The 21,414-nt window shown below is 44.1% G+C and carries 19 protein-coding genes and 1 pseudogene; 5 read left to right on the forward strand and 15 right to left on the reverse strand.

The features are described 5' to 3' along the window. Positions 1–113 precede the first annotated feature (113 nt). Positions 114–245 (forward strand): hypothetical protein, encoded by a 132-nt coding sequence (locus tag MNQ98_RS29630; RefSeq protein WP_277883659.1) that lies wholly within the window; start codon positions 114–116, stop codon positions 243–245. A 1,100-nt stretch (positions 246–1,345) separates the two neighbouring features. Here MNQ98_RS29630 and MNQ98_RS15075 read toward each other — a convergent pair. Together MNQ98_RS15075 and MNQ98_RS15080 are read right to left on the reverse strand one after the other, a co-directional pair. Next, a complete protein-coding gene (locus tag MNQ98_RS15075; RefSeq protein ID WP_241928993.1) occupies positions 1,346–1,711 on the reverse strand; it encodes a hypothetical protein in 366 nt (121 codons plus the stop codon). Positions 1,712–2,146: 435 nt separating this feature from the next. Then, entirely contained in the window at positions 2,147–2,716 is a 570-nt protein-coding gene (locus tag MNQ98_RS15080) for an RNA polymerase sigma factor (RefSeq protein ID WP_241928994.1), read from the reverse strand. A gap of 203 nt (positions 2,717–2,919) precedes the next feature. On the opposite strand from MNQ98_RS15080, the pseudogene MNQ98_RS15085 reads away from it, so the two are divergent. Then, positions 2,920–3,271: pseudogene (locus tag MNQ98_RS15085) on the forward strand (IS5/IS1182 family transposase); the annotation flags it as partial. Positions 3,272–3,564: 293 nt separating this feature from the next. On the opposite strand, the gene MNQ98_RS15090 reads toward MNQ98_RS15085, so the two are convergent. The 5 genes from MNQ98_RS15090 to MNQ98_RS15110 form a co-directional block, all read right to left on the reverse strand. After that, positions 3,565–3,705, reverse strand: a complete 141-nt coding sequence (locus tag MNQ98_RS15090) for a hypothetical protein (RefSeq protein WP_241928995.1) — start codon at positions 3,703–3,705, stop codon at positions 3,565–3,567. Positions 3,706–4,263: 558 nt separating this feature from the next. After that, a complete protein-coding gene (locus MNQ98_RS15095; RefSeq protein ID WP_241928996.1) occupies positions 4,264–5,298 on the reverse strand; it encodes a hypothetical protein in 1,035 nt (344 codons plus the stop codon). Further along, positions 5,295–5,441, reverse strand: a complete 147-nt coding sequence (locus MNQ98_RS15100) for a hypothetical protein (protein ID WP_241928997.1) — start codon at positions 5,439–5,441, stop codon at positions 5,295–5,297. The genes MNQ98_RS15095 and MNQ98_RS15100 overlap by 4 nt, the downstream gene beginning before the upstream one ends. Then, entirely contained in the window at positions 5,432–7,513 is a 2,082-nt protein-coding gene (locus tag MNQ98_RS15105; RefSeq protein WP_241928998.1) for a M56 family metallopeptidase, read from the reverse strand. Before MNQ98_RS15105 ends, MNQ98_RS15100 begins: the two co-directional genes overlap by 10 nt. Positions 7,514–7,557: 44 nt before the next feature. Beyond that, positions 7,558–7,956 (reverse strand): BlaI/MecI/CopY family transcriptional regulator, encoded by a 399-nt coding sequence (locus MNQ98_RS15110; RefSeq protein WP_241928999.1) that lies wholly within the window; start codon positions 7,954–7,956, stop codon positions 7,558–7,560. A 281-nt stretch (positions 7,957–8,237) separates the two neighbouring features. Between MNQ98_RS15110 and MNQ98_RS15115 the strand changes: the two genes are divergently transcribed. Then, positions 8,238–8,456, forward strand: a complete 219-nt coding sequence (locus tag MNQ98_RS15115; RefSeq protein WP_241929000.1) for a hypothetical protein — start codon at positions 8,238–8,240, stop codon at positions 8,454–8,456. A gap of 501 nt (positions 8,457–8,957) precedes the next feature. On the opposite strand, the gene MNQ98_RS15120 is transcribed toward MNQ98_RS15115, so the two are convergent. The 4 genes from MNQ98_RS15120 to MNQ98_RS15135 all read right to left on the reverse strand — a co-directional run bounded on the left by MNQ98_RS15120 (position 8,958) and on the right by MNQ98_RS15135 (position 14,381). Then, the gene (locus MNQ98_RS15120) at positions 8,958–9,395 is read right to left on the reverse strand and encodes a GNAT family N-acetyltransferase (RefSeq protein ID WP_241929001.1); all 438 of its coding nucleotides are present in this window, start codon (positions 9,393–9,395) and stop codon (positions 8,958–8,960) included. 130 nt (positions 9,396–9,525) lie between these two features. Beyond that, positions 9,526–9,972, reverse strand: a complete 447-nt coding sequence (locus tag MNQ98_RS15125) for a GNAT family N-acetyltransferase (RefSeq protein ID WP_241929002.1) — start codon at positions 9,970–9,972, stop codon at positions 9,526–9,528. 188 nt (positions 9,973–10,160) lie between these two features. Beyond that, a complete protein-coding gene (locus tag MNQ98_RS15130; protein WP_241929003.1) occupies positions 10,161–10,913 on the reverse strand; it encodes a GNAT family N-acetyltransferase in 753 nt (250 codons plus the stop codon). A 297-nt stretch (positions 10,914–11,210) separates the two neighbouring features. Then, positions 11,211–14,381 (reverse strand): GNAT family N-acetyltransferase, encoded by a 3,171-nt coding sequence (locus tag MNQ98_RS15135; protein WP_241929004.1) that lies wholly within the window; start codon positions 14,379–14,381, stop codon positions 11,211–11,213. A gap of 297 nt (positions 14,382–14,678) precedes the next feature. On the opposite strand from MNQ98_RS15135, the gene MNQ98_RS15140 reads away from it, so the two are divergent. Next, on the forward strand, positions 14,679–14,876 hold the full coding sequence (locus tag MNQ98_RS15140; RefSeq protein ID WP_241929005.1) for a hypothetical protein: 198 nt from the start codon (positions 14,679–14,681) through the stop codon (positions 14,874–14,876). Here MNQ98_RS15140 and MNQ98_RS15145 read toward each other — a convergent pair. Next, the gene (locus MNQ98_RS15145) at positions 14,857–16,905 is read right to left on the reverse strand and encodes a serine hydrolase domain-containing protein (RefSeq protein ID WP_241929006.1); all 2,049 of its coding nucleotides are present in this window, start codon (positions 16,903–16,905) and stop codon (positions 14,857–14,859) included. The two genes, MNQ98_RS15140 and MNQ98_RS15145, sit on opposite strands and share 20 nt — an antisense overlap. A 449-nt stretch (positions 16,906–17,354) precedes the next feature. On the opposite strand from MNQ98_RS15145, the gene MNQ98_RS15150 reads away from it, so the two are divergent. Continuing rightward, complete coding sequence (locus tag MNQ98_RS15150) at positions 17,355–17,987, forward strand: TetR/AcrR family transcriptional regulator (protein ID WP_241929007.1); 633 nt, start codon at positions 17,355–17,357, stop codon at positions 17,985–17,987. A 279-nt stretch (positions 17,988–18,266) separates the two neighbouring features. On the opposite strand, the gene MNQ98_RS15155 is transcribed toward MNQ98_RS15150, so the two are convergent. From MNQ98_RS15155 to MNQ98_RS15165, 3 genes are all read right to left on the reverse strand, one after another. After that, a complete protein-coding gene (locus tag MNQ98_RS15155; protein WP_241929008.1) occupies positions 18,267–19,745 on the reverse strand; it encodes an alpha/beta hydrolase family protein in 1,479 nt (492 codons plus the stop codon). After that, entirely contained in the window at positions 19,711–20,097 is a 387-nt protein-coding gene (locus MNQ98_RS15160; RefSeq protein ID WP_241929009.1) for a hypothetical protein, read from the reverse strand. The genes MNQ98_RS15155 and MNQ98_RS15160 overlap by 35 nt, the downstream gene beginning before the upstream one ends. 176 nt (positions 20,098–20,273) lie before the next feature. After that, a complete protein-coding gene (locus MNQ98_RS15165; protein ID WP_241929010.1) occupies positions 20,274–21,287 on the reverse strand; it encodes an alpha/beta hydrolase family protein in 1,014 nt (337 codons plus the stop codon). Between the last annotated feature and the right edge of the window lie 127 nt (positions 21,288–21,414).

Below are 21,414 nucleotides of genomic sequence, written 5' to 3' on the forward strand. Positions count from 1 at the left end.
AACTAACCGAACGGTCAATTTTATTTTACTCAAAACTAACCGAACGGTCAATAATTTTATTTTGTACTATAATAACTAAAGAAAATGTGACAACCATTCTAGGAGGAACGGTAATGAGAGATAGTAGAGAAAAAAGGGGGAACAAAACAAAATTATCAGGAAGCGAAGGAAAAGGATTCTTTTGCGGATATTATGCTCAAATATTTTTCTCTTCTTCACTGAAGAAAAAAATAAAGACTACTTAAATTTAATTAATGTTTAAATGCAATTTGTAGTGAAGTCTTCATATGATACAGAATTGAAAAGCTTATCTATGGTAAAGACAGCGAAAAAACACCGTTTGATTTCTTTGAGATTTTAGTGGGTGATTTTTATGGGGATACGCTAGACGCGAATGACTTGGAGTTAGTAAATGATTTAATAATTACTTATATAAGTGGATTCGCAACATTTTTAATCTCTAAGGCAGACACAGAATGGCTTGTTTCGTTATGGAAAGAAAATATTAACATGATTGAAATCTATATCCAGTCATTAATCGAATCAAATTCATAATACATCATCTAAAAAAAGTAAGAATTCAACTTCAATATGCTAAAATTCTCCGTAGTCTTAAGGCCAGAGCAACTCGGGTCTCAAAGAATCGAGGGATACTATTGGAGAAGAACTTATTTAATCGAATTTTCTTCAGGTGAGAATGCGTGTCCTTAACAAATGTCTGGATTTGCTAATTAAATACATTTTTAAGAAAAAAAATTTCGTGAATCCCACTTCGAATATCAGACTTAATCGGTACAGACGTTTGGTCTTTCATAGTCTTCATATACCGTTTTATGTCCTGCTTCAACCGACGGCTTCGCTTAAAAATGTGCCAGCAGGTAGAACAAGAGAACTGCTTAATCCCATTAAGATCGTTCCGATGAAAACAGGATTGATCCAAAGTTCGATTGATACGACAGGAAATAGGTGAATAAATTACTTTTCATGTATTTGGATGAAGGAGGACTTTTTTTAAGCAGCGCATTTACGGAGTACAAATTGAAACAACCAACCCGTGTGAGATGGATTCATTATGACCTATTGGTTTGGCTATGAATAGGTGTATTCAGTTTAACGCTTACTTATAATCGTGAGTAAGTTCTATCCATTCTGGGTGCTGACTAAATCGAACGTTTCCATACCAAGATCAAGATATTAGCCCCTACGTTATCCTGCCCAATAGCTTTTAAAAAAAGGATCAGTCGCCGCGGCAAACTGCTCCTTGTTTCGTTCAACTATCGTACCCCGTTAATTGAGCCTAATCTTACTTATATAAAGAGGCTCCTTTTTTAAGGGAGCCTTGATGTCAAATCTTGGAGGTGATAAGAAATCGGTATCCTCCCTCATATGTTTCTAAAGATCGAAGGTAACCGTATTTTTCATCCCAGATACCTGTTCTTAAATCTGATTCCAATCGATGTAATAAAGGGACCAATAATTCATCGGGACATTTAGCGAGTGCGGACACTGCTGCACGGAAATTTTCTTCCAAATAAAGTTCTGGTCTTCTCCATGCAGAAGCAAAGAAACAATCCATAATATCAAAAGGAACTGGAAATTCTTTAATTTCAACCTGATTATTTGGTGCTTGACTTAATTCATGTATAACTTCTTCGATTGGTCTATACGCTTGATAAGATTGCGAGATGATGAACTTAAAGTAATCTTGCAACCAACAACTATCTTCTGGACATAGCCTCGGATCGGCTGAATTTTCTCAACTATACTCACTTTTAATTTTGGTGGTCCTCAACTTTGGGTTTCAATTAGCTAAAGAGTCTTTTCCCATGTTCATTAAGAAAGACTCCATATTTAATGTAATCAAAAGCGAGTTGGTTATCCCTTTTGATACGATAAAACTAAAGATTAATCCAGCTTGCATCTGCTGATAGGGAATGAAATGGGTCAGAGTTGGTAACTTTTGTCTGACCGTTTAGCCTCAGATTGACGATTGGTATCAATAATTTCGTTTGATTGAGAAACTTTTATCCCTAATACCTGTACCATTGGAGGATCCGATCCTTGAATGCTATTTAAGACGCTTATTATCAGCTATCTTCCCGCTTTTGAAAAGAAATCGTATAGTAGTATTTTCAAATTGATGGATTTAACTTGCCCTATATTTTCTCCGTAAGTAAGCTCTTCCTCGGAATATTCTCGATTTCACCGTATTCACTTCCATTGAAAGATTATCTGCGATTTCCATCAGAGAATAATCTGAAAAGAACCGCAAAATAAACACGTTTTTATACTGGTCAGGCATGGTTTCCACTAAATGAAGAACTTTTTTATTTTCTTCATTATCTTCAACTTGTTGATCAGGTGGTTTTATACCATCGGAGAGCGTCTCAAGAATGAAGTTTGACCCCTCAGTATTTTGTTCATCTAGGGAATAATGGTGTTTAACTTTATTTCGTCGTACACGATCAATACATAGATTCTTTACAATACGTTTCATCCAAGTGCTTATTTCACAAGAAAAATTAAAGGTATGTAGATTAAGAAATATTCGAATATAGGCTTCCTGGACAACGTCCTCCGCATCCTCTCGATGCTTTAGGAATCGATATGCCTGGTAATATAACATATCTCTATTTTCTTCATAGAAAGTAGCGAAAGCCACTTGATCTCCAGAGAGAATTCTAAGTACTTGTTCATGTGTAATGTTAGGTTTCATGGTCCCTCCAAAATAGGATCATCTCTTATTCTTAATTGTATAAGAGGAATGAATTTTCGAGAAAAGGAGATAGATGGATCAATTTCATAAATCATAAGCCTTGATTTAACAGGGTATTTCAGACATAGAAAAAAGAGTACCTCCCCAAATCTCGAATAGGTTAAGCGACTAAACCAAACCAAAAGAGACGAGGTGAACTCCCTATGCCATATATTCGACACGAGAATCTATTTACCCGGCAAGAACTTTATAAAATGGAACAAAAAGAGCGTTTTAAATCCATTTTTTCTGCTATCGCACCACGCCAATTTTACGTTTGGTCAGAAAGAAGTCTCTTTATGGTGCGCCTATTGAAGTCAATTACACGGGGATGATCTATTCTTTAATTGTTCGAATCATGGAACGAATCCCAACGATCAAAAATTTAATCAAGCGACTTCGTGGCGGAAGGGTTACGATTGCAATGATGCATCCCATATCGAAGCTCGGGATCAGGCACCTGTAAAGACGGAGAAGGAAAAGCCTGAGCCGAAAATGCGTGGGCGTAAATCGAAGGCCGTATTAGATTTAGTTGAAGTTCTGTAACAGGATTTGCCGTTATCATTCCAATATACGTACCTGGGCATGGAAGTGTAAGGCTGTTCGTCAACAATGTCCAGATTGTCCTCATCTGGCGTCGTATACCGGGATAAGATCAGTTCGTCATTCCCGATTGTATATATTCGAGATGGATGCTTCTCGCTTGGTTTCGGCCCGTTTTCTTCGAATAATCCGATTGTGCATGCTTCATATCTTCAAGTCTTACCTTTCCGAATACATTTCCTTTGAACCGGTTTTTGAATATCCCCTTATGAAGAGTAGTCAAGTGATTCTCCAGCAACCGCTCTTGAGGCTGTTTGTGGGAACGCCAGCGCCGTAAGCTTCACGGAGGAAACCAATAATACAATGCTGCCCAGTGCTGTAATGGCCGCTTTGGATGCTGTGTTCATGTTGTAACGCTCCTCTCATATGAGTGTGCTTGATTCCCATACACCACAGGTGTAGTTCACAACTATATACTACATATGTAGTTCTTCAATGTCAACATATTAAGCAATAAGCATTATTGCTATATTTCGCGGCGCCTTGGGAGTCAGCAGCAACAAAGAACCCATGCAATCCTGTGTTAACAGGACGGCATGGGTCGATTACGAAAGCTTGAAATGTTGTATTCGAAGCCTCCTTCATGCCAAAAAACGTATTTTGGATGATATGCGCCGGTAAGTCATCCTCAAAGAATCCTTGCTTCTTACTTCCCTCTGAGTCTATCATATGCTTGACGTTTTATTTCTTAACCGCCGTTTCGGCTAGTTTAATTAGTTCCTCTTTGGTCAGCGGATTTCTCATCTTCCATCATTTCCAGCCTGATGTTGTATTTTTACGTTCACCACTCCGAAAATAATACGGTAAATGCTGAGAGGCTATTTCCTTATATCATGGTGAATATGGAAAAAATTAGAAATGAGACCTTTCATTCTTTTTACCTGCATTTTGGTTATCTATAACGTTTAATTCCATCCCCCGCTTGCCGCTTTAGTTCCAGACGTCAAGGACAGCACGTTTTTGTTGGCATCGAATGTAGCTCTCATTATCGTTAGTTCTACCTTGGCGCCTTTGTCGTCTTTGCCGTACTTGAAGAAGGAGTAATTTTTAGATTTGTCATCCCACTTCGCTTCATACCCCGTAATGTCGATATTGAAGAACTTCTTGGCCATCGGAGCAATCACTTCTTTTGCCTCTTTTGCCGTCATCTCTTTGTCTGTCCTTACCTTTTCCTTCATACGCCCCATATTAATTACACTAGTTACCTTGTTTGACTTTGCATCTATCTCAACTAAAACATCCTTGTCTCCCAGTACCCACCCGTCAGGACTAAGTGTAGCCCCTGTAAAATTAATATCTTGATTTAAAACCGTTTTCATCGCTTCTTCCGCCGTTTTTAGCAATTTCGGTTCAAGTTCGTTCGCGTCAAATTCAATACTCTTGCTATATAAATGGAAATCAGTTTTGTTTTTCGAGAAGTCGTTACTTAGAGTGACTTGAAAGTTTTTCCCCTTAAAGCTAAACCGTATACCTTCGTAAAATTTAGCCTTCTTGTCATTATAGCTTCGAATCATGTCCACTTCTTTTTCAAATACATAGGTTTTGTTTGGATACAGCTCTTTTAGCTTTTGAAGAGCCTTATCTCGATCCTTTTTACTGATTTTATCGAGTGGGATCCTTTGGGTAACGTCCCAGACTCTACCATTTTTAGTCTCAAAGAATATCGCATATTTTCCGTCTACCGATTCAACATATGCAAACTCATTGTCGGAGCCATCATAAGAGATCTTGCCAACATCCTTCAACTTTATCTCTTTCCCCGCTAATTGCTTTAACACTTTTTGTAGCTTTGCGGCTACCGCTTGGTCGATTTGAAGCTTCTCCTTATCCGATTGCTGCTGTTCTTGTGCAGCCGCAGCTCCTGCAGGAACCGGGCCTGCCAGAGTAACTAACATACCGAATACGATCATGGATGCCACAATTGCTTTTTTAAAGTTCATGATAAATCCTCCCATTCATTTACACTTAAGTTCTTCAATGCATAACTGGTTGACGTGCCTGACACAGCGCTCACGACAATGACGGCGATTTCGGTACCGACAACGTACGTGAGCACTGACCATTCTATAACGTCTAATTCCATCCCCCGCTTGCCGCTTTAAGCCCAGACGTCAGGGACACCACGTTTTTGTTGGCATCGAATGTAACTCTCATTTTCGTTATTTCTACCTTGGCGCCTTTGTCGTCCTCGCCGTACTCGAAGAAGGAGTAACTTTTAGATTTGTCATCCCACTTCGCTTCATATCCCGTAATGTCGATATTGAAGAACTTCTCGGCCATCGGAGCAACCACTTCTTTTGCCTCTTTTGCCGTCATCTCTTTGTCCGTCTTTACCTTTTCCTTCATACGCCCCATGTTAATTACACTAGTTACCTTGTTTGACTCTGCATCTATCTCAACGAAAGCATCCCCGTCTCCCAGGAACCACCCATCAGGACTAAGTGTAGCCCCTTTGAAATTAACATCTTGATTCAAGACCGTTTTCATCGCTTCTTCCGCCGTTTTTAGCAATTTTGGTTCAAGTTCGCCCGCGTCAAATTTAATAATTGCTTGGGTTACATGTAAATCAGTATTGACGGAAAATAGAGAGGCGGTAAAGTTTTTCCCATTCAACTGATACGTTACCCGTTCGCTAAATTTAGCCTTCTTGTCATCATAGCTTCGATACAGGGTCACTTCTTTGTCAAATTCATAGGTTTTGTTTGGATACAGCTCTTTTAGCTTTTGAAGGGCCATATCCCGTTCCTTTTTACTGATTTTATCGAGTGGGAGCCTTTCGGTAACATCCCATACCTTACCACTTTCAGTCTCAAAGAAGATCGCATATTTTCCGTCTACAGATTCAACATATGCAAACTCATTGTCGGAGTAATCATAAGAGATCTTGCCAACATCCTGCAACTTTATCTCTTTCCCCGCAACTTGCTTTAAGACTTGTTGCAGCTTTGTGGTTACCACTTGGTCGAGCTGAAGCTTCTTCTTATCCGGTTGCTGCTGCTCTTGCGCAGCCACGGCATCTGAAGCGGGAGCCTCCGCTTCAGATGCTCGTGCATTAGTCAGCGTTGCCGTGCCAACAAAGAGCACGAGAACGACCGCCATCATGGTAAATTTATAAGAACCCTTTTTAAAAGATTGAATCATTTGAATTCTCCTTATCATCTCTCTTTGACCGTTCGAACCCTTAAAATATAGAAGATGTGCCGGACTTCTTCCCGAAGCATACCGTTTCAGAAATTCGATAATCGTCATGCCGTAAGGCACTGCCTCCTCTTCACCAAGCTTCTCCAGGACATAGGCGTCACAAGCCAGCTCCCGGTCGGCTTTCATCTGCCGCAGCATGAACCAGACGAAGGGATTCATCCAGTGAACAGAAAACACCAGACTGCCGACCATATTCCAGATCGTATCCTTTCGTTTGTAGTGGGCCAGTTCATGTGCGATCACATGTTTAAGCAGTTGTTCATTAACAGCTTCCAAAACAAGTGATTTCGGCAAATAAACCGCTGGACGGAAAATTCCCGTAATATACGGACTCTGAGTGGATGGATCCACGTAAATCCCCACAGGGCGTTTCATGGAAAATAAGCTTCGGCATTCTTCCGCAATCTTCAATATTGAAGCACGGTCAACAGAACTGAGACGTTTTAGTTTTTTTTGGAATCGCAGCCAGTAAATCTGGTTATATCCTAGCAAGACGGCCGCACCCGTTAGCCAGACTACAGCCAGTACACGGACAGCCGGATGGCTTTCTCTCTCTATGCCCGCTGTGATATGTTCTTCTGTATCTGTCATGGTCTGATCAGGCTGCAAAACTGTATTCTTTTCAAGATCATTCGTTGTATAATATAGTTGATATGTGTTTTCTATTTGGCTGTGTTCGGATATCGCGTCAGGTTTGTTCCACTGATACGAAACTCCGAGTACAGCATTTTTTATGTCTGTCCATGCAGGAACTGCGTTGAACAAGCTTACCGGGCTTTGCGGGAGTACCGGCAGCATGAGCCTCAATAATACAATGAGCCATAATGCATGCCTTACACGCGCATGGATGCGTCTGCGCAGCAGATGCTGAACCGCTAGCACCACGACTGCAGCTGCGCTTGCCATCAGCGTCGAGGCAACGAACCAATTGAAGAGACGTTCAGCTATATCCATGGTATAACCTCATTTGGTTAAATTTCACGCTTGTAAGGCTGTGATTAGTCTTTTGATTCTTTAGATTCTTTTCCCTGCTTCTCCAGCAAAATTTGCTGCAATCGCTCAATGTCCTGATCTGACAGCTGGGTCTCCTTCAAAAAATTGGTCATCATCAATCCGGCTGCGCCGTTGAAGACCCGGTTTAGAAAAGAACGGCTTTCCGCGCGTACACACTCTTGTTCCGAAATTAACGGATAATACAGATAACTCCTGCCCGATTTCTGGTAGCCCAGCGCTTTTTTCTTCATTAATCGGTTAATAAAGGTTCTGACCGTCTGATCGCTCCAGTCCGTGCCCTCCGGCAAATGCTGCACGATTTGCTCAGCTGTCATCGGGTTTTCCCGCCAAATGACCTTCATGATCTCCCACTCAGATTCCGAAATCTTGGGCATTTTCTCCATTGTTTGTCCTCCCTTCTCAACTCAGATTAACTATTACACATGTAATTATAACTTATCCAAACAACTATTACAACTGTAAATTAAAAATGACTATGAAATTTCATGCCTCTCAGCTGCTGATATCACGGATTGAATATGTAGAAAGCGCAAAAAGGACATGATCGGCAGTATATATCTTTAAGGTTTTATTTTTAATCAAACACTTGACCTTAGGTCTGACCTAAGGTGTATCGTTAAAGATATTCCAAGCCTCAATTCATCCTTAGGAGTGAACATATGAAGTGTGGATCAAATCTACCAACTGGTGCAAATTCCCGTATTCAGGAAATCCGGAGGCGAGCCATTCCCCGGCCTTGCACCGCAAGCGACCGGAGAGCGGGATAATAATCCGGTGCGGCCGAGATCCGAAACATCCCGTTGTCGGCTTCATATACCGGGTATTCTGCTTCCGTGTAAGTAGTACGGCGGACGGGAGAATGATTGAAAATATGTCAACCTAACTTAACAATGTGAAGTTATCGGGAATTTAAAATTGCCTTTCAGAAATGGCGAATCCGATAAGACGAATAATGCATCGTCATAATCTAGCATAATTGTTTCTAAATCTGCTCTTCATTGAAAATCAATTTTGAAAGTGTTTAAAGCTAATTCATTGAAACTCTCTCTCAAATCTTTATTGTTACGATAGTCACTTACCAGTTTGTAATCTTCCATCAATAATCCCTCCAGTTTTCGTCTCACAGAAAACTTATCAATTTCTAAAAGTAGTTTTGAACCTAGTCCTTGGGAGCGTGTGCTTTGTGAAACACATAAATCATAAAGTTTTAGACTCGCACTTCAGAACAGGTGCGAGTTTTTAAACTTTAATAGCTTTTGCCTCTGATAAATATGTTTTAGATTGAGCCAACTAATATAAATAAATGCAGTCTAAAACTTGAAAATAAAGTCTTAGACTGCACCTCAGTCAACTTCAGCGCCAAAGCGGGCTTATGCCTGCTAGTTTAAATTTTAATAATTGCTAACATATCATCACCGTCTTCGTCCATACCGACTTCAACGAAACCAAAGCTGGAGTAAAAGCTTCTCGCTACAGGATTATTCGGGTTGTAACAAATTTCGATCTCTTCTAATCCATCTGTCCGCCTAATTTCATCAAGGGCCAGTAGCATTGCTTTGCGCCCAATACCTTTGTTTTGATGGTGCTGATCCACCATAAATCGCCAAATCGATATTCTTTGGTCTGTCTCAGGCACCCACATGAAAAATCCGACAGGCTTGCCATCTAAGCAAATTGCGCGTGTTTGGTATGAGGGGTTGAATTTTGACTCAACGAGTGACCACGTATTGTCTGCGACATAATCATATTGATTATCAGCTACAGATAGGTCACAGACCTCTTCATAATTGTCCTTATCCACATCAGAAAGGGTTATATTCATGAGGAAACCCCTTTTAGTTAAAATCGATACTCACTAAAATACAATTCAAATCTCATGAATTATATTTTTGCTTCTAATTCATTACTTACATCATATTCTAATACTTTTTCTATCTTCATATTAACCTCTCTCACTTGGCGAGAAGAATTGCATTAACAGATGTTTTGAATCCATTTTTAATATAAAATTTTTCTGATGGGAATCCCTTGGAAGTAGTTAACACGATAGTATTTATATCCTGCTTTTTAATGTCAGATTCGATAAGCTCTAGAAACTTGCTGCCTACTCCTTGTCCTTGGAATTTTTCACATACACAAAATTGATCAATGAAATATTCCATTCCTTTTAAATATGGCTTTTTTGCACCTAGGCTCAATCCAACAAGTTCATCGCCTATTTTTAGAACGTAACCAATAAAATAATTGTTTTTCATGTAATGCTCAAAAAAATCTACAACCTGTTTTCTTGACTCATAGACATCATTCCAAGGTTCTTTTGAGAAAGTGTCCATGAATAAATCAACACAATCATCAAGCATGTCATAATTCAACAATTTTAGATCAGGCTTTAATCCCATATATCTCTCCATTAAATAGATCGTTTCTTTGAAGATATCCTCTAACCGATATTCAAGTCTGTTACGGCAACAATATTTGTTCCTTACACATGAAGCAATAAATGAATAACGCATTGGACAACAGCTGTAATGTCTTGTAAAGGAATACGTAGCTTCCTACATCATAATTGCTTATTTTAGTCGTGCTCTCAGTCTATGGAGTCGGGAGATATCACATCCCATTTTCCAAACAACGTCAAACCCGCCGCTTTAGCCAGCAACGTAGATGTATGGTTATCGAGCTGACATCGGTACTGGGGTTCGTATCCCTGAACATAGGCATACTTGCAAATGGAACGCACGACTTTGCGGGCATGACCTTTTCCTCTAAATGGCGTCAGCGTCAGTACGCCGAGATCCGCAATTTGCGTATCGTCCTCCCAGGGATACATGCTGGCGGCACAGACTAGACGGTTTTGCTCAAAAGAGCCGAACACGGCCCAGTGATCCAATTCCACAGAAGCATCATCCAAGTCTTGTTCCGAAGCGGAGGACTCGAACTCGGAGAAAACCGCATCATCTTGCTCTGTTAGCCGGCGCAAGTCACCTTCCAGATTTTCCTGCAGCAATACGTTCTTATCGGCTTCTGAAAAATAATAAAGATAATCTGCCCCATGCAGAGTGACTCCCGCTTCTTTTAATTTCCGGCGAAAGATCTCCTCAGACAGGTCTTGTCGTTGATAAAGGCCTACCTTATCGGCCATCGCAGGCGTCAGGACCGCCATAATCCGGCCGTCGGTGGTTTCCAGCACCATGACCCGACTGTCTTCGTTCAGGTCTGGGTTGATGGCGACAGTAAAGACTTCATCGCTATAGAGGACGTCTCCGTTCAAAAATTGCTCCCGCCAATAGTCAGTTATCGTTTGTGAAAATAAAGGCATATTTTTTACTTTACTTTTCATTAAGTTCACTTCCTTATTCTACGTTATTGTAGCAAAGTATAACTCTGCGGCACCAATGAATGGTTAAACCATATTATAAAGCTTCACACAGTGTGAACCTCAAGTCTTTTCGTATGTCCTTCCAAACAAAAAAAACGAAAATTTTATGGCAATACCAACTTCAGTGATATATTCAGGTTTATTTAATGTTACAAACTCAACTAGGGACAAATTCAGCTTAATAACATGTACTGCCTGGGCTTGACTCCAATTGGATGAATAGGTTGACGGAAATAGAAAACCACAGCTCGATCACTTTCATTCGGTCTGCGCTCCTTCCATGTCGTTAGATTCATGTATAAGAGGAAAGGAGATCCGGCGTAAAGCTCTCAGTCCCTCGGCCGGAAGCAGCGCATCTGGAAAGACGAAAAAAACGGGCGCCGAGCGGAACTCATTTCCGTGTGGCAAGCGAACATTCCGCGAGAACGACAGGCAGCAGATGTCCTTGTTTGTATAGAGTGAAGGGCGGTTGACAGTTTCATCGGTCACAATTTGCATCACTCCGGCGCGGCCATCAAAGCCGAAACCGTAGTCTTTTGTTTCGCGCACGCTGAGTTCGTCTTTGCCAATGGCGTAACGCAGCATTTTGCCGTCAGGTGCGAAAGTTCGCAGCCAGCCGCCGCCCGCCTCGCAGGACTCGCTGGACGATCCTAATTCGTCAAAGCGAAGGAACAGCTCGCTAAGTACCGCTTTTTTCAAATAAGCTCCTGTGTTTTGACGGATATCGGTCATATAGGCGAGTACCGGCGCTCCAGGGAGCAGTAGGTAGTAACTGTCCACGATCGTTCCTTTGTAGATGTCGTGCTGTTGAATGGACTGGCGGATTCGGATGCCGGACCAGACGTTACCTTTGTCGTCGGCAACGCGGACGAAGCTGGCGGAATGTTTTTCCTTGCGAACAGACGTCGGGCTCATATCGTCAAACTGATCGGTTAAACCGCCGATCCACGGATTCCACCAGGACCTGATCCCGTATTCCGGAAATCCGGAGGTGAGCCATTCCTGGCCTTGCACCTCAAGCGACAGGAGAGCGGGATAATAATTCGGCGCCGCGGAGATCCGAATCATCCCGTTGTTGGCTTCATATACCGGGTATTCTGCTTCCGTGTACGTGGTACAGCTGACGGGAGCGGACGACACCGGGAACAAGGCGCTATAGTACGTCTCTTGCTGCGGGCCAAGCCGTGCATCCAACTGGATGACGCTGCAAGGGGACATCGGGGACGGCAAAGCAAAAGAGGCTTCTGAGGCTTCTTCATTCGCAGACAACACCTTTTGGGCTGCCGGACGGGTTTCGCCTGCATAAGAGACAGACAACTCGCCTTCCCATACGTTCTGTTTGACATCATGCAGCAGAGCCGTCACTTCCTTCACATACGACGGCACGAACGGGTTTCCTTCATTAGCGGTCAACTCCAAATGGCGTACCGGCGGCGGGGGCGTTTCCAGCCCGGACAGTTTCAAGGCAAACGCCCGGAATTCGTTCCAATCATCAAAACCGCCTATGGACATGAAAATCGTTTCCGAAGCTTTCGTTTCTCCAGGTTCTAACGATCCGACGACACTTTCCAGCTCCAAAAACCATTCTCCGAAACGCATTCGGTGGCTCCCGGACCAACAGATGCCGTACGCGGTTTGTTCGCTGCGGGCAAAGAGCCACGGTTCGCTGAACTTGGCGCCGTCCCAATATTCGTGATCGTTTCCGTGGGAATCGGTCATTTCGACGATGCGGCCGTCGTAAGGCAATACCAGCCGGTACAAGTCCGAACTGATACGTTGGGAGATCCAGATCTCGCGGGCGACTGGCGCCCCGGAACTGTTCTCCAGCTCATGCCACAGCTTCATCGTTCCGTCGGCGTAGAGCAAGGTGCAGAGATGCAGCAGAAGTTGGGGAAAAGCGTCTGACCGGTACGTATGGCGGAATCCGATAGCGCCGCGCTCTTCGCAGATTTCGACCCGCAGCGGCTTCTTGCGTGTAAATTCACTCGAATACGGTTTGCCGATGGACGGCGGCAACAGCAGAATTTCTTCGTCTTTCTGGCTCACGATCCGAAACGACATCTCGTTATGATCCTTGTCGCAATGGAGACTGTACCCGCCGTTCCAGGCCATCCAGCCACTATCCGTTTCTCCTGCAACCATCGCGCCGGGCCCGCCGAAAGCGCCGCCGACGGTGGAGTTAAACAGCACCTCGGGCCCATTGTCCGGAACGGCCCGAATTTGCGGCCGAGCATGGTAGAAGCCGTAATCCAGCAAGCGGTAAGGAACGGCCAGCGAGACCCGCTCTTTCACTTGCAGCCTCGTTTCGAAGGTTTGCTGTTCGAGAGCAAGCCAGGCGGTACTAGGTAGGGTGAAGGAAAACGCGGCCGGCTGCGCAAAATTATTTTGCAAATCCAAATATAACGTATAATTGCCGCCCACCCTATGTCTGACTGCGGGAATGCTCATTTTGACGCTGGCCGGAAACTTCGGTACGATGCCGACCTTCAGCAGCGCTTCAGAACCATTAATACGAACCCGGGTCTGTACAGCCGGGCAAGTACGCCATTCGCTCTGCGGCTCCTCGATCGCTCCGACGAAAAAGCTCGCAGAGATCTGACGTTCGCCTTCCACCAGCAGTTCGTCCTGCCAATCGAAAGCGATGTTGCGGTCCGATTCGCCCTGGAGCTCGATTTTGAGCGGCGCGCCCGATTTGTTGACTATGCAGTATTTGACTTTATAATCGTTGCCAAATACCGGTTCGGCTTGCTCAGCCGTGGAGGATAGCAAAAAATCTTCCGTCTCGATGAGGCAGATGCCGCGGCTTCTGCGTTCAATATCGACGCGCAGCGATCGGCCGTTGTCGTTGGCCCAAGCGTAAGTGTACGTCTCGAAGCCGTTCTCCTTCTGCCCGTCCGGTTTGATTTCGATCGTCCGCATCAGATCGGCATACAAGTCGAATTCCCGGAAATAGGGAGCTATCGCTTCACAGGCGGCCACCTGGGGGATAAAATTCATTAAATGCACCGCTTCTTCACGGTCTTCCCAGAAGAACCCACATCGCTTGTACAGGGGCACGGCCTTCATATTCGCGTCCCAGGTATGCAAGTCGACGCGCGGCCAGCCCAGGCGGATTGTTTCTTCGACCGCCTGCAGCACGAGCCGTTTGCCAATCTTATGGCCGTGAAAATCCGGCCGAACGTTCAACAGCTGAATATACAGCGCGCCGGTATCCTCGTGATATTCGCCCAGGCTGCAGTATCCGACGACCTCCTGATTGCAGGTGGCAAGAAACACCGCGATGGCATCCGAGTTTTCCTCGCTTTGGCGGACTTGTTCAGCTGAACGGACGGAAGACCCTCCACCCCATTCGTCGTTGCTACGGTTCCACATTTCAGCTACACTTTCCGCATAATTGGGATGATAAGGCACAATATCTACAAGCGTCATGTTTTCACCTCGTTTAGAATAAAAAATAGCTCAACTTTCGGTGCGACCAAGCGTAGGTTGTGAAGTTTAGCAGGTAGAAATCCTGCTTGGAAAGGTTAAATCCAAGCCACCCTATTTATCATTTTCTTCGGTTCAGTGTAGTTTTTCATTTCCTCAATGACATCCATATATTTAGTTGCTTTTTCATTTAATTAAGCGATTTTCCGTTGAAATATATAACAACAATATCACCCCTTAACAACGATTTGAGGACGAAAATATAAAAATCTGGGGATGCGGGGGATGTCGCACACCTTCATGGAAAATTATATGATTAGACATATTTTACTAAAGAAAAACGATGCCATATATTTTGACCAGGATGAGGATGCGATTCTTCAATATAAACAAGAGGAGGATCATCGTAAATTTTGGGATGGGTACAAATATAAGGAAGCCTCAAGAATTTTGCCCCTTGAGGCTTTATATAATAAGCTTATTTCATTGTTATTTTAAATTCCAAGTCCGGCGCGCCGGCAAATACGATCGTTCCGTTCTTGGGCAGCGTCACTTTGTTGTTGCCGCTGACAAGGCTATAGTTGACGCAAAATCCTTGCTCGTCATATACCGCGAAAGCACCTTTCGTTGGCAGCTTGACCGTCATCGTTTTGCCTGCCGCCGCTGCCGGGATAGTATACCATTTAGCATCCCCGTTCGCTGACACCGTGGCCTTGGACTGATTTCCTGCATAGATCGGTTTTACGTTCGCCTCGCTCACAAGTGAGTACCCGTTTACGTTCAAATATTCGATGCTGTCTTTCGTGTAGAACCGGGCTTCCGTCGTATCCCGACCTGCTATTCCTGGGATTTGGATCTGACTCGTCGCCGTATTCGGACCTGTGATTTTTCTATCCTCCCAATAACCCGGCAGACCGTCGGCGAGGCTAATTTTGATTGCCAACTGCCCAAAGAAATACTCTTCGGAGCTGAATTTCTGGTTAACGACATAGAACTTAGTACCTTCCCGTTTTGCCCAAGCTTCGGCGGTCTCCTTCGGCAGCACGTTGTCTTCCAGCTTCTCGGCCGCATACTCTGACGTTGCTAGCTGCCCCAATCCCGGCAACGTCTCATAGGCTCTCTTCCACAAATACGTGCGTCTGTTCTTCTCGGTGACGAAGCTGATCTTGGAGGTTCCGTTCTCGTTGATAAAGCTTCCATCCGAAGTATATATATACTTCGTCTCCGGATCGTTTGCCATAGACAGTTCCCCGTCCTTGGTGATCTCTATCCGGAACTGCGTTTCACTGCTGGCATAATAGCCTGCTTGCTTCACTACATCATTGGGCATCTTGGCCTTAACCGGCTTGCCGAATGATTTATCCGGCTTGACGTTCTTGATTTCGCCCTTCTCTTTGAGCGCCAGCAGCAGCATTTCGCTTGCCAACAGTTGATTCGTGCTACTGCTACCGCCGGATGTTAACACAGCAGCTGCCATCTTTTTCTCAGGTAGCACGACGAGAGAAGCAGAATACTCAGAGATGTCCCCGCCCTTGGCCAAGCCCTTTATTCCATAATCATTGAACGGGTATAGCTTCACACTGTCCCAGCCGAGTCCGTAATTATTACTATCATCCGTATCTTCCGGCCAGATGCCTTTCTTGTATTCCTCCTGTTCCATCGCCCGTACCGACTTGTCAGAAAGGATGTTGTTTGCCTGTCCCATAAATATTTGCGAGAATCGCACCATATCTTCTGCCGTGGAATTAACTCCTCCTTCGGCGATCACATTAACAAAAATATCTGGAAGCTGTCCTTGGTAATCCGGGACATAGAACCCGGCAAGCGTGCTACCTTTCGATTTGTCCTGCGGTGTCTTCGTATGATTCATCTGCAATGGTTCTGTGAAATATTGATGGAAAAATTCAGTAAAGCTCATGCCGCTGACTCTTTCAACGAGAATCTCGGCAAGCGTAAAACCGCTATTGCAATACACCGAAAATGCTCCAGGGTCCGCCTTCAAGGTCTGATCGGACAAGGTTTGCAGTAAGGTATCATGGGCATAGGTGTCATTATCCTCGAACAAGGAGTCGCCCGTAGATCCAGTACCGCGCAGACCGGAGGAGTGGTTCAACAACATTCGCGGAGTAATGCGCTTATACCGTTCGTCCTTCATCTTGAAATCGGTTATATACTGGACGACGGGAGTGTCCAGATCGATTTTCCCTTCGTCTACCAATTTCATCACGGCCGCGGCCCCAATTACTTTGCTGACCGAACCGATACCGTATAATGTATCCTTGGTCAGCGGCTTATCGTTCTTGCCCGTCTGGCCAGACACAATGATTTTTCCATTATCAATCAGCGCATACTGAACGCTAATCGTATGGGTGGATTCGATTAGCAACGCAGCCTTCTCGGCAGCGGTTTTCCCCAATCCTTGGTTATCCGCAACCACAGGGGCGACGCTGGAAGCCATTGCTCCGGTTGGTGCAATCATAGTCAACGCAAGTGTAGCGGATAACACCCAAGAAAGTCTTTTTTTCATGTTAATATCCCCCATGCTTGTTTATTATCGACTTCGAGAAAAGCGGCGTCTGATGTACCAAGATAATTATTATGGTCCAAGGAATAACGCTCAATAGAGTGCAACTGGTTGTCCCATTGTGAGCCAAACATGTAACTTCTTCCCGAGTAGGCTTCGGTTTGAACGCATGTAATATAACACTAGGCTTAAAAAACTGAGTAAAGCTTATAAACAACGTCAACAATGAGAGTACGCTCGCAAAAATAAGTAACTTTCCCTTTTTCTTTTGCTCCACTCCTTTTCTTTTATCAAAAGGTAAATTTCATAAACTTAAAAACAATTGGTACACAAAATTAAAAATAACCGATCGGTCAGATATATTTTACTCAAAACTAACCGATCGGTCAACAATTTTGTTTTATGCTATAATAACTGAAGAAAATGTGACATCCATTCTAGGAGGAACGGTAATGATAGATGGTAGAGAAAAAAAGGGGAACAAAACAAAAGAAGCTTTATTAAACGCTACAATCACTTTAATAGCAGAAAATGGGTTAGAAGCATTAAGTGCCAACAGCATAGCAAAGAAGGCAAATGTTAGTAAAGCAAGCGTGTTTCATCACTTTGGTTCTATGGAGACAATTCAACAAGAAGCTTTTATTTTTGCTGATGTGCTAATGAGTGAAGCGCTGGAACAAATTTATCAGGAAGCGAAGGAAACGGATTCTTTTGCGGATATTATGCTCAAATATTTTCTCTTCTTCATTGAAGAAAAAAATAATGACTACTTAAATTTAATTAATGTTCAAATGCAATTTGTAGTGAAGTCTTCATATGATACGGAGTTTGAAGAAATTGTCTTTGGTAAAGACAGCGAAAAATCACCGTTTGATTTCTTTGAGATTTTGGTGGGTGATTTTTATGGTGATACGCTAGACGCGAATGACTTGGAGTTAGTAAATGATTTATTATTGGTTCATATAAATGGATTCACAGCATTTTTAATCTCTAAGGCAGACAGGGAATGGCTTGTTTCAATATGGAAAGAAAATATTAAAATGATTGAAATCTATGTCCAATCATTAATTGAATCAAATTCATAATGCATCATCTAAAAAAAGTAAAATTCAACTTTGATATGTTAAAATTGTCCAAAAATATCCCTCGTCCTAAAGGCCAGAGCAAGTCGGGTCTCAAAGAATCGGAGGGATACTCTTGGAGAAGAACTTTTTTAAATCGAATTTTCTTCAGGTGCAGAATACGTGTCCTTAACAAATGGCTGATTAAATACATTTTTGAGAAAAAGTTTTCTTATGAATTCCACTTCGAATATCAGACTTAATCGGTACAGATGTTTGGTTTTTCATAGTCAGGTTCCATGATTACCCCTTTTCCAGAATATAATCATCATGCGTGCCAACAGCATTGTTCAATATCTGTAAAGGCTGCCCTTTCAGATAATGATTGAAGAAATCAAGCATAAACTCGTTGACTAGCCGATGCGTCCCGCGCGCGTCCGTTCCCTGTACCCATTCCAGAATTGGCGAAATCAAAAAGTTATCGGTGAAGCTCATATGAGAAGTGTCGTTCAGCTTCAGCCAATAGTTTCCGCCGGCCGTTACCGGTGCATACCGGGCATTGACCTCTTCATAGTATCGTTCAACTTCGCCGCGGGTCATGCCCAAGGCGGCGAGCTGATCGTCGCTTATGGCGCTGGGGCCCGCAACCGACTTGTCCGCACTGATCATCAGGAACGGCTTGCTTATGCCTGCCGTCGGAATGCGGCGTTCACCGTACAAGGCTCCGTCCATATTGATGCCTGCCCGAACCCGCGGATCACTCAACAGCATCTGAGCCGTAGTCGCCCCGCCGAACGAGTGTCCGAACATGCCAATCCGCTCCATGTCTATTCGTCCCGTAAACCGCCGATTCGGGTCAGCGGCAGCAAGCTGTTCAAGTTGATCCAGCACAAACCACACATCGTTCACCCAAACCTCATTCAGCTTGTCCATTTTTTCAAATGCCTCTTTTCCAAAGCCTGTGCCGTCCACGGGATGGAATAACGCAACCCGTCCATCCGGAAATATCGAAGCCATACTGCTGTAAGTATGATTGATTCCCGCCACAATGTAGCCATGGCTCACCAACTGCTCAACCTGGAACATATTCTGGCCCTCGAATCCGCCAGACCCGTGTGAAAAAATAATTACCGGATACGCCGCTTCCGCATCGGACAGCACCGCGTGTTCAATCGCATGCGTGCGGACTTGTCCAAGACTCGTCAAAAACAAGTGCGGCAGGCCTTGCGTCTGCTGAAATGCCTCGGTATAAACCTTGGAATCGGGCACATACGGCGCCCGGGCTCCCTTAGCGTCCTTGCTGGCCGGATACCAGATCCGTACATTCAGTTCCCGCTTGGCCCCGGCCGCCGTCAAAGCGGACGTTTCTTCGCGGGTGTTGTCAATCCAGTGATAAGCGACCGTGCCAATCCCATACGGGCCTGCCGGTTCATCGAATGTAAACACCGGGAACAGTAACGGCGCAGCAACGGTTACCGTCCCGTAGAAAAAGGCGGATAACAACGCTGCAATTCTGCGTACGCCGCGCCTGAGAATGCCCCCTTGCCCGGCTCGGGTGCGCCGCCGATGATCCAACACCAGTGCCAATAAAGGAGCCAGCGTTAATGCATATGCGGGGATCAGGGGCCAGCGCCATCCCTCAACCCAGCCCTCTACAACGAGAAGAACCGCCGAGACGGCCAACCCTCCCCACAATAACTGTCTCGGCCTTTGTTGCCTGACAACCAGCCACAGCAACATAACCACATTAAACGTCACCAGTACAACTTCCATGATCCTCATCTGATGATGACCTCCTCGAATACTGTCCGCCGAACAGGCAGTTCGGCATTAACTGGCGCAAGTCACCTTCCAGATTTTCTTGCAGCAGTACGTTCTTATCGGTTTCTGAAAAATAAAAAAGATAATCTGCGCCATGCAGAGTGACTCCCGCTTCATTCAATTTCCGGCGGAAAATCTCCTCAGACAGGTCTTGTCGTTGATAAAGGCCTACCTTATCGGCCAGCGCAGGCGTCAGGACCGCCATAACTCGGTCGTCGGTGGTTTCCAGCACCATGACCTGACTGTCTTCGTCCAGGTTTGGGTTGATGGCGACAGTAAAGACTTCATCGCTATAGAGGACGTCTCCCTTCAAAAATTGCGCCCGCCAAAAGTCAGTTATTGTTTGTGAAAAAAAGGCATATTTTTTACTCGACTTTGTTGATTTGTCATTATGTTCACTTCCTTATACAATTCTGATTGCTCCAATAGTATCAAAATAAATAACCTACACGAGAATAACGGACTCTATATTTTGCATCTCTCTAGCGATTATGTGTGTTTAGGAAGTTTCTTTAGAAATTGCTCGATTTCATCCATATAACCTGGTATCGTAATTTGTCTAGGCGCGAAGAGACTAATGAATACTGCCCGCAGATTCGAATTAACCGTTTCCTTGCTTAACATCCCATGATCGGCGTCAGGGAAGACTGCTACGGTCAGCAGCTCAGGTTTTACGATATCGCGATATACCCGTTCCGTATCCTTCACATCGACCTGCATATCTTCTTCCCCCAGGATCAATAGCACGGGTGAATTGAAATTACGAAGATCATCAGTGGCATCCGACAAGAAATTTTTGCTGACAAATATCCATTTGTCTTTCGACATTAAGCTATCTTTTCGAGCGATTTTTACATACTCTTCATAGGAAGCATGTTTTTCCAAAAGCTTGCGCACTTCCAGGTCATACGCCTCTTTATCTTGAATTTCCGCTTCAGAGACCCCATCTTTCTCCATTTCTTTGCGTGTATAGTATTGACCTTGACTCAACCAATTAATGGCAGGCGATAGAAGAATGCTAAATGCGAGCGGTTCCTTCTTGGCAAGCTTGGGAATAACCCAGCCCGCTTGGCTTGCTCCCCAAACTCCAATCTGTTTCTCGTCAATCATCGGCTGCTCTTTTGCCCATGCAATGGCTTGACTGGCTTCTTCCACACGATCATCTATACTCTGATGTAACCAGTTGCCTTCCGACCCGTTAATTCCTCTTTTGTTAAGGGACAAAGAGGCGTAACCAAGAGAAGCTAACCGTTCCCAAAGCGGCTTATATCCATCTTCGTGGGAGGCGTCAATGGGGCCATCCCCATGAATGAACAAAACTAATCCCAGCTTGTCCGTGTAGTTTTTAGGCAGCACGAAAGTACCGGTCAACTTGCCCTGGGGCGTCTGGATCTCAACAGCTTGCTCAACCATATCAAAACTGTTTTGTTTCAAAATATAAAGTCCTGCACCGCCAAATAACAGGACGATGATCATAATGGCAATCGTTATTTTCTTTTTCATCTTATTTCTCCTTGTGCAAAGTTTTCATTTGTTTCAATCTTAGGACCATATTGTGCCATTTCAATTCATTGAATAAGGAATGGCACATTATACTATTTTCTTGTGAACGAGTGCGGAATGATAACTG

This window comes from Paenibacillus sp. N3/727, from assembly GCF_022637315.1.
GTDB classification, from domain to species: Bacteria; Bacillota; Bacilli; order Paenibacillales; family Paenibacillaceae; genus Paenibacillus_AQ; species Paenibacillus_AQ uliginis.